The organism is Frankia sp. AgPm24 (assembly GCF_023243055.1).
GTDB classification, from domain to species: Bacteria; Actinomycetota; Actinomycetes; order Frankiales; family Frankiaceae; genus Frankia; species Frankia umida.
Genome location: NZ_JALKFW010000024.1, coordinates 1 through 8,739 on the forward strand (window position 1 = coordinate 1; position 8,739 = coordinate 8,739).

At 73.8% G+C, this 8,739-nt stretch carries 8 protein-coding genes; 7 read left to right on the forward strand and 1 reads right to left on the reverse strand.

What is annotated here, in order from left to right:
- The 4 genes from MXD61_RS05025 to MXD61_RS05040 all read left to right on the forward strand — a co-directional run.
- Positions 1-2,989: TIGR02680 family protein (locus MXD61_RS05025; RefSeq protein ID WP_248811681.1), on the forward strand; the 2,989-nt coding region annotated here is incomplete at its 5' end.
- Positions 2,986-4,407, forward strand: a complete 1,422-nt coding sequence (locus MXD61_RS05030) for a TIGR02679 family protein (RefSeq protein ID WP_248811682.1) — start codon at positions 2,986-2,988, stop codon at positions 4,405-4,407. The genes MXD61_RS05025 and MXD61_RS05030, both read left to right, overlap by 4 nt.
- Before the next feature lie 202 nt (positions 4,408-4,609).
- A complete protein-coding gene (locus tag MXD61_RS05035; protein ID WP_248811683.1) occupies positions 4,610-5,053 on the forward strand; it encodes a hypothetical protein in 444 nt (147 codons plus the stop codon).
- A gap of 162 nt (positions 5,054-5,215) precedes the next feature.
- Positions 5,216-5,653: a MarR family winged helix-turn-helix transcriptional regulator gene (locus MXD61_RS05040; protein ID WP_248811688.1), complete on the forward strand. Its 438-nt coding sequence runs from the start codon at positions 5,216-5,218 to the stop codon at positions 5,651-5,653.
- On the opposite strand, the gene MXD61_RS05045 is transcribed toward MXD61_RS05040, so the two are convergent.
- Positions 5,643-6,617 carry a LysR substrate-binding domain-containing protein gene (locus MXD61_RS05045; protein WP_248811684.1) on the reverse strand — a complete coding sequence of 325 codons (975 nt, stop codon included), beginning with the start codon at positions 6,615-6,617 and terminating at the stop codon, positions 5,643-5,645. The genes MXD61_RS05040 and MXD61_RS05045 overlap by 11 nt on opposite strands.
- A gap of 170 nt (positions 6,618-6,787) precedes the next feature.
- Between MXD61_RS05045 and MXD61_RS05050 the strand changes: the two genes are divergently transcribed.
- From MXD61_RS05050 to MXD61_RS05060, 3 genes are all read left to right on the forward strand, one after another.
- On the forward strand, positions 6,788-7,357 hold the full coding sequence (locus MXD61_RS05050; protein WP_308222680.1) for a peroxiredoxin: 570 nt from the start codon (positions 6,788-6,790) through the stop codon (positions 7,355-7,357).
- Positions 7,357-7,905: a carboxymuconolactone decarboxylase family protein gene (locus tag MXD61_RS05055; protein ID WP_248811686.1), complete on the forward strand. Its 549-nt coding sequence runs from the start codon at positions 7,357-7,359 to the stop codon at positions 7,903-7,905. The genes MXD61_RS05050 and MXD61_RS05055 overlap by 1 nt, the downstream gene beginning before the upstream one ends.
- A gap of 559 nt (positions 7,906-8,464) precedes the next feature.
- A partial coding sequence (locus MXD61_RS05060; protein ID WP_248811687.1) for a GntR family transcriptional regulator occupies positions 8,465-8,739 on the forward strand: 275 nt, incomplete at its 3' end.

The following is an 8,739-nucleotide window of genomic DNA, read 5'->3' on the forward strand; positions in this document are numbered from 1 at the left end:
CCCCCGGGGGCGCCCCGCGGGCCCCCCGGGGGCGGGGGGCCGGGGGGGGCCCCCGCCCCCCGGGCGCGCGGCCGAGGACGTCACCCGACACCGCGAGGACGCGGTCAAGCTGGTCGCCGGCCTGATCGCGACCGACCGTCGAGCCCAGGAACGGTCGGCCGACCGGCGGCGGGAGCGAGACGAGGCCCGGTCGGTCCTCGATGGGGCGGCCGAGGCCGTAGCCGGCGCCGAGGCGACCCGGCAGGCCGCCTCGGTCGCGTTCGTCGACGCGGCGCGCCGCCACCTCGAGGGCACCGAGCAGCTCCGCCTGACCGACCTCGACGACGTCCTCGCCACCGTGGCCGACTGGCTGGACGGTTTCGACGGGGACAGTCCGCTGATCACCGCGGTCATGGCGCGCACCCGCGAGCTGGAGAACGAGTTCGGCGCCGCCGACCAGCGGCTGCGTACCACCGTCGCGCAGGCGCAGGCACGGATGCGCGACCTGAGCACCGAGCGTCGCGCCCTGGCCGAGGGGGCGCGGCTGTCCCCGCCGGCCCCGCCGACCCGCGCCGGCGACCGGGACGGCCGGCCGGGAGCGCCACTGTGGCAGCTCATCGAGCCGCGCGAGGCGGGTCCGACACCCGCGCCGGCCCTGGCGGCCTCCCCACCGCCGGGTCCGGCGGAGATCGCCGGGCTGGAGGCGGCGCTGGAGGCGTCCGGGCTGCTGGACGCCTGGCTCAGCCCCGACGGGCGGCTGCTCGCCCCCGGTACACACGACGTGGCCATCGTCGCCGACGGGGCCGGCGCGGGCCCTGTCGGCGACCACCATCTCGGCGCGGTGTTGTGTCCCGCGGTCGACCGCTGCGACCCGGCAGCGGCCGCCGTCCCCGACACGATCGTGGCCGCCGTCCTGGCCCGCATCGGGTACGTCCCCGCGGATACGTCCGGCGCGGCGGATCCGGACGCCGTCGACCGGGTCGGCGACACCTGGGTCGCCGCGGACGGGCGGTTCCGCGTCGGGCGGCTGCGCGGCTCCTGGACCAAACCGGCGGCCCGCTACCTCGGGCACGCGGCGCGTGAACTGGCCCGCCGCAACCACCTCGCCGACATCGACACCGAACTGGCCGCCCTTGACCGCGAGATCGCCGAGCACGACGCGGCCCGTGTGACCCTGCGCCAGCGCCGGGCCACACTCAACGACGAGGTGGCCGGCCTCCCGGCGGACACCCCGGCCCGCCACACGTTCGCCGCCGCCCGCCAGGCCGACCGCGACCGACACCGCGCCGACGCGGTCCACCAGACGGCCACGCGGACCGCGGAGCGGGCCGAGGACGCGTTCCGGCAGGCCCGGGCCGAACGCGACGAGACCGCCGCCCAGCTCGGCCTGCCGGTCGCGACCGACGAGCTCGAGCAGACCCGCGAGGCGCTCGTCGCCTACCGCGTCGCCCTGTCCGCGCTGTGGCCCGCGGTGCGGGAACGTGTCGCCGCCGCGGCCCAGCTCGCGCAGACCGAGCAGGACCTGGCCGACGTCCAGGAGCAGGTCGAGCGGCGCGAGATCCAGCGTGCCGACGCCCGCGGCGAGCACCTGTCAGCCCGCACGGCGTTCGAGACGAGGGAACGCACGGTCGGCGCCGCCGTCGCCGAGGTACAGCGCCAGCTCGCCGCCGCCCAGCACGCTCTGGACTCCGCCACCGTCCGGCGCCGGGAACTCGGCCAGCTCCGGCTGACGATCGCGGAGGCGGTCGGCCAGGCCCGCGGGCAGGAGAGCGGTCTCACCAGCCGGGTCGCGGACCTCGGCGAGCAGCGCCGGGAGGCGGCCGGCCGGCTGCGCCGCTTCGCCGCCGGCGGACTGCTGGCCATCGCCCTGCCCGAGCTGGCGTTCCCCGACACCGGCCGGGAATGGACACCCGACCCGGCGGTGCGCCTCGCCCGCCAGATCGAGGCGGCGGTCGGCGAGGTGGACGACTCCGACGCCGGCTGGGACCGGGTGCAGAAACTCATCGCGGCCGAGCACGGCACCCTGCGGGAGGTGATGAGCCGCCACGGCCACCACGCCGCCGCGACGCTCACCGACGACGGCTGGGTGGTCGAGGCGACGTTCCGCACCCGCATGATGAGCCCCGCGGAGCTGGCCGACGCGCTCGGCGTCGAGGTGACCGAACGGCGTCGCCTGCTGACCGAACGGGAACGGACCATCCTGGAGAACCACCTCGTCAGCGAGGTCGCCAGCCATCTCCAGGACCTGATCAGCGACGCCGAGCACCAGGTCGAGCGGATGAACGCCGAGCTCGACGAGCGGCCCAACAGCACCGGCATGAAACTGCGCTTCCAGTGGCGTCCCGGCCCGGACGCGCCACCCGGCCTGGGCCCTGCCCGGGACCGCCTGCTGCGCCAGGTCGCGGACGCCTGGTCACCCGCCGACCGGGAAGCCGTCGGCGCGTTCCTGCAGGCGCAGATCAAGGCCGAGCGCGACCGGGACGCCGGCGGGACCTGGCTGGAACACCTCGGCCGTGCCCTCGACTACCGCCGCTGGCACGTGTTCGCCGTGCAGCGCTTCTCCGACGGCCAGTGGCGCTCGGCGTCCGGCCCGGCCTCGGGCGGCGAACGGGCCCTGGCCGTCACCATTCCGCTGTTCGCGGCCGCGTCCGGGCACTACCGCTCGGCCCGTAAGTCGCACGCGCCCCGCCTCGTCATGCTCGACGAGGCGTTCGCGGGCGTCGACGACGACGCCCGCGCGTCCTGCCTTGGCCTGCTCGCCGTCTTCGACATGGACGTCGTCATGACCAGCGAGCGGGAATGGGGCTGCTACCCGACCGTCCCGGGCCTGGCCATCAGCCAGCTGTCCCGGCGGGACGGCATCGACGCGGTCCTGGTCACCCGCTGGCGCTGGGACGGCCGCCAGCGCCTCCCCGCCGGCGTCGGGCGGCCCGCCGGCGTTGCCACCGCTACCGACGTGCGGCCCGGCGCCGCCGCGGCTGCCGAGAACACACTGTGGGACGAGCCGTGAGCACAGAGCCGGTGATCCACCACGGTGCGACCGGCTTCGACCTGACCGAGGTCGGGACAGCCGTCAGTGGGACGGTCGACCTCGAACGGCTCGGCCGGCTGTTCGGGCCACCGACCCAGTGGATCCTTGCACGGGCGCGGTCCCGGCTGGAGCGGGGCGGGTCCCTCACCGGCGCACTCACGTTGCCGGATCCGTCCGAGCAGCAGCGCGTCGCCCTCGCCGGGCTGCTGGGACGCCGCCCCCGGTCGGGCCGTTCCCTGCGGGTCGACGTGGACGACCTCGACACGGTCGTGCGGCGCAGCGGATGCGCGCCGAGCCTCGCGGCCGCCGTCGTCGCGCTCACCGGTCCCGTCGTCGACCGCGCCGCGCTCGCCGCCGAGGCGGCCCGCGACTGGCAGGCCGTGTTCGCCCTGGCCGATCCCCTCGTGGACGCTCGCCCGGCGCTCGGGGCCTGGCGGGACCGGCTTGGCACCACCGGTCTGCTGCGCCGGCTCGCCGGTTCGCGGGAGGAGGGGCAGGCGCTGATGGCGGCGGCGGTGTCCGTGCTGGGCGCGCTGCCGGCCGACGGCGCGCCGATCTCGGTGTTCGCCGCCCGGGTGCTGGGCGACGGTCACGGCCTGGACACCGACCGCCCCCTGTCCAGTCTGCTGCTCGACGCTGTCGCCCTGCTCGGCCGGTCGCTCAGCGCCGATGCCGATGATGGCGACGCTGGCGATGATGGTCCGGACGAGCTGGTGGGACGGACCGCGCGGTCCGCCGAGTGGCGCCGGGAGGCCTGGGCCGCGGTCGGCGTCCTCGTCAGCGAGCTGGCGCTGCCCGTGCTGACACTCGGGCTGCCCGGCAACCGGCACAGCGTGACCGGCCGCGTCCTGGACCTGTGGCGGGGGGCCGGTGAGCCCGTGCACCTGTCACTGCGCCAGCTGGTGGGCGACCCACCGACCCTGACCGCGCTGGCTGGCACGGCCGTGTTCGTCTGCGAGAACCCGGCGGTCGTGAGCGCCGCCGCGGACCGGCTCGGCGCCCGATGCCGGCCGCTGGTCTGCGTCGGAGGTATGCCGGCCGCGGCCGCCGCCTCCCTGCTGCGCCTGCTCGCCGACGCGGGCGCCGTCCTGCGCTACCACGGCGACTTCGACTGGGGCGGGCTGGCCATCGCGAACACCGTCACCACCCGGTTCGGCGCCGTCCCCTGGCGGTACGACCGGGCCCACTACGAGCGGGCACTACGGCCCGGGCTCGCCAGGCTCACGGGACGCCCCGTCGACGCCCGGTTCGACCCCGACCTGAGCGATGCCCTTGGCGAGCACCGCCATCGGGTTGAGGAGGAGGCCGTCCTCGACGACCTGCTGGCCGACCTCGGCCCCACTCCACCGGCCGACCCCGGTGACGCGCCGAGCGTCGCCAGCCGCGATCCCCACTGACCTTCCAGGTCCGCGGGCACGTCGACCGACGTTCTCGGCCGCGTGGAACAAATGACCCGGCGGGTCCCGGGGGCGAGAGGGTGCTTCGCGTCCCTTCCAGGCGTGCGATGAGGTTGTTGCCCCCGCGGCACTCGGAGAATTCTCGAGCGGTCTCTCCCCAGATCGATACGTTGTGACGATAGCCGCGAAACACGAAGGGCCGATGATGAAGGCAGCGTTGATGGCGGAGGTCGCGGCAGGGATCACCCGCGATCTGCGGGCTTTGATCGCGGCCGACGGAGATCAGGTGCAGGGCCGGGAGCCGATCGCTGAAGGTCCGCCGGATTCTGATCAGGTAACCCGGCGGCGGGCCTACGCGCCGATGGACGGAAGCACCCCGCCACCTCCCCCCGCGGGCCCTTGGGGCAGCGTCGCTCTCCTCGATGTCGGCACCACGGGAGACCTTCTGGTCATCACCTTTCGATGGTCGCCCACCGGGCAGGTCTTCGCACATGTCAGTAACCTCGCCGAGTTCCTGGACGACGCACGACTGGCCGCCGGCATCATCCAGTACCAGTTGCAGCGGCTGCTGCTGTCCGCCCGCTGGCCCGAACCCGTACCTGCTTTGGCCGTCGGCACCGTCACGATCGTGACCGGCCTCGCCTGAACCGCAACACCGGCCGCCGGCGCGTCCATCCGGGTTCGGGCTGCCGGCCGCTGGGCTCCCGGGCATCCGCGTCGGACTGTGCCGCGCTGTGCGCGTGTCCGTCGGTAGGCTGAGCCGTCAGCGAACGGAGAGGCGGAGAGGCGGAGATCCCGGGTGGGCACGATGTTCACGACACCGGTGGCCCTGGTACGCCTGTCCTACCTGGTCAACTCGCTCTACGCCGACGTCTGCGCGCGCCACGGGCTGTCGGTGCCGCAGGCGCAGCTGATGTGCGTGCTCAAGGACCAGTCGCGCGGCATGGGCGAGATCAGCGCGATGCTGCGCCTGGACAAGTCCAGCGTCACCGGCCTGGTCGAACGGGTCGAGCGCCGCGGCTATCTGACCCGCGCGATGTCGGCGACCGACCGCCGCGCCATCACCGTCAGCCTCACCCCCGCCGGCAAGGAACGCACCGACGCCTTCTACGACGAGGTCAGCGAACGGCTGACCGACCTGGCCGCCCACGCCCCCGCCAGGGACCGCGACCACCTGACCCGCATCGCCACCCTCCTCGTCCTGGACGAGAACGTCCCCGACGTCTTCGGCACCGTCACCCCTTGACCACGGTGCCGTCCAGCACCGGGGCGAGGTCGAGGCCGGTGGCGGGCAGGGCGGCGCGGATGCGGGCGGCGAGCAGGGTCCAGTCTGCGAGACGGGCCGAGGTGGTGCGGTAGGCGAGACCGACGCGGCGGTGCGGGGCGGGATGGCGGAAGGTGGCGACGGCCAGGCCCCGGCCCTCGCCGACCTCGACCGGAACGGCCGCGGCGGGCAGCAACGTGAGGCCGAGGCCGCCGGCGACCATCTGGACGATGGTGGACAGGCTCGCGGCGCGCAGCGCCGTGCGTTCCTGGGCGCCGGCCTCATGGCAGACGTCCAGCGCCTGGGCGCGGAAGCAGTGGCCGTCCTCGAGCAGGAGCAGCTCCTGGCCGCCGAGCGCCGCGACCGGCAGCGAACTTCCCCCGGCCAGTGGATGGGCGGCGGCGGTGACCAGGACGAACTCCTCGTCGTAGAGGGGGATCTCGCCGATGCCGGGCTCGTCGTTGGGCAGCGCGAGCAGCGCGAGGTCGAGCGCGCCGCCGCGCAGCTCGGCCAGCAGGGTCTCGGTCTGCGCCTCCCGCAGCCGCAGCGGCGGGGTCCGGCCACCAGTATCCGCACCGCCGTCGCCTCCGCGCAGCGCGGGCAGCAGGCGGGGCAGCAGGTAGGGGGCGATGGTCGGGATGACGCCCAGGCTCAGATCTCCGGCGAACGGCTCGCGGGCCCGCAGCGCCACCTCGGTCAGGTCGTCCACGGCGCCGAGCACGACCCGGGCGCGGCGGACGATCTCCTCGCCGACGCCGGTGAGCAGCACGCTGCGCGTGGTGCGTTCGACCAGGCTCACCGCGAGGGTGCGTTCGAGGGCGGCGACCGCGCTGGACAGGGTGGGCTGGCTCACGTGCAGCGAGGCCGCGGCCCGACCGAAGTGACGGTGGTCGGCGACGGCCACCAGCGCACGAAGCTGGGTCACTGTGGGCTGCGGACTAGCCATAGAGCGAGGCTATCAAAACTGCGGAACTTTTCGATTTTACTTCTCAGTTGTTGCTGACGAGAGTGGGCCACGTACCGGACTTCTCCCCGGGGCCCTGCCCCACAGCGGCTCGCGCCCTGCCCGGCGCCACCCGCACCCGGCAGGCCCCACCTCGAAAGGAGCACGTGGACGTGCTGACCGTTGGCGACACCTTCCCTGCCTACGACCTGACCGGCGTCGTCACCAGCGACCCGGACACCGCGTTCGTCCAGGAGTCCTCCACCAGCCGGGCCGGCAAGTGGCGAGTCGTGTTCTTCTGGCCGAAGGACTTCACCTTCGTCTGCCCGACCGAGATCGCCGCCTTCGGTCGCATCAACGACGAGTTCGCCGACCGGGACGCACAGGTCCTCGGCGTGTCCACCGACAGCGAGTACGTCCACCTGGCCTGGAAGCAGAACCACCCGGACCTCACAGACCTGCCGTTCCCAATGCTCGCCGACCTGAAGAAGGAGCTCACCGCCGGCGCCGGCGTGCTCGGTGACGACGGTGTGGCGCAGCGGGCGACCTTCATCGTCGACCCCGACAACGTCATCCAGTTCGTCATGGTCACCGCCGGCAGCGTCGGACGGAACCCGGCCGAGGTGCTGCGGGTGCTCGACGCCCTGCAGACCGACGAGCTGTGCCCCTGCAACTGGCAGAAGGGGGAGGCGACGCTGGGCAGCGCGGCCCCGGCCCCGGCCCCGCAGCCGGTCGGTGTCTGATGTCCGTCGCCCGACTGCGGGAGCTGCTCCCCGACTACGCCCGTGACCTGCGACTGAACCTCGGTTCGGTGACGAGCCAGTCGCAGCTGTCCCCCCGGCAGCTGTGGGGCACGGTGCTGGCCGCGGCGATCGCGAGCCGCGGGCGCACCACGCTCGCCGAGCTCGAACCCGAGGCGGTGCAGCACCTCGACCCGGGCGCGGCCACCGCGGCCCGCACCGCCGCCGCGGTGATGGCGATGAACAACATCTACTACCGGACGCTGCACCTGCTCGAGGACCCGGAATACTCCCGGCTGCGGGCGGGTCTGCGGATGAACGCGCTGGCCAACCCGGGTGTGGACAAGGTCGACTTCGAGCTGTGGTCGCTGGCCGTCTCCGCGGTCAACGGCTGCGGACGCTGCCTGACCGCGCACGAGCACGAGCTGCGCGAGCGTGGCGTGGCCCGCGAGGTGATCCAGGACGCGATCCGGGTCGCGTCCGTCGTCCACGCCGTCGCGGTGACCCTGGAGGCCGCGGAGACCTCCGCGGCGATCACCACGACCGTCTGAGTCACCCTCCGACCGTCACCGTCCGTGGCCCCGCATCCTCGCAACGGGTGCCGGGCCACCGGCCGTTTCCGGGCCACCGAGCCCCCGCCGCCCCGACCGGTCAACCAGTCGGACGAACACCCTCCGGCCGACGACAGCGCGTAGCCACCTCTCTGACCGGGACCCACCGCCGGCGGGACGGAGCCCTCGGACGGGCCGGTGCGACTCCGCCCGTCACCACCGACAGCCCCGCGAACGGGGTCACATCGTCCCAGGTCAACCGGCACCTCGCCCCGGGCCGACCGGCGCGGACGGGCAGCGGGCACGGTGTAAGCGAGCAGCTCGGTAGGTGGATGACACATCGGGCGCTACATCTACTCTGCGTAACAATCTGCGTATTACAGCGTGGTACTCCCACGCCCCCCAGGACCGACCTCTCCGACGCGCTGCCACAATGCGACCTAGTAAGCACGGTTGGTAGCCAACTGGTTTGCAGTGGTTACGAGCCACCTATCAATGGTCACGCTCAGGCAGCCGCGTCGAACCGGGACAGGCAGCCGTCACCAGGGGGAACAAAAGTATGACGCTTACGCCGTCCGCAGATCTCGCGACGTCCCGCGTCGCGCCACATCCGGTGCGCCTGAGCCGTGGCACCACCGCGGAGGGGACCGCGGCCAGGACCATCACCCGCGGGCTGGGGGGCCCGCTGCTGGCCGCGAACCGGGTCGGTCAGCACGTCCGGGTACCCAAGACCGCCGAACTCGTCGCCGCCCACCTGCGCCGCCAGATCGTGCGCGGTGAACTCCACGAAGGCGACGCCCTACCCCCCGAAGCCGTCCTCATGGAACAGTTCGG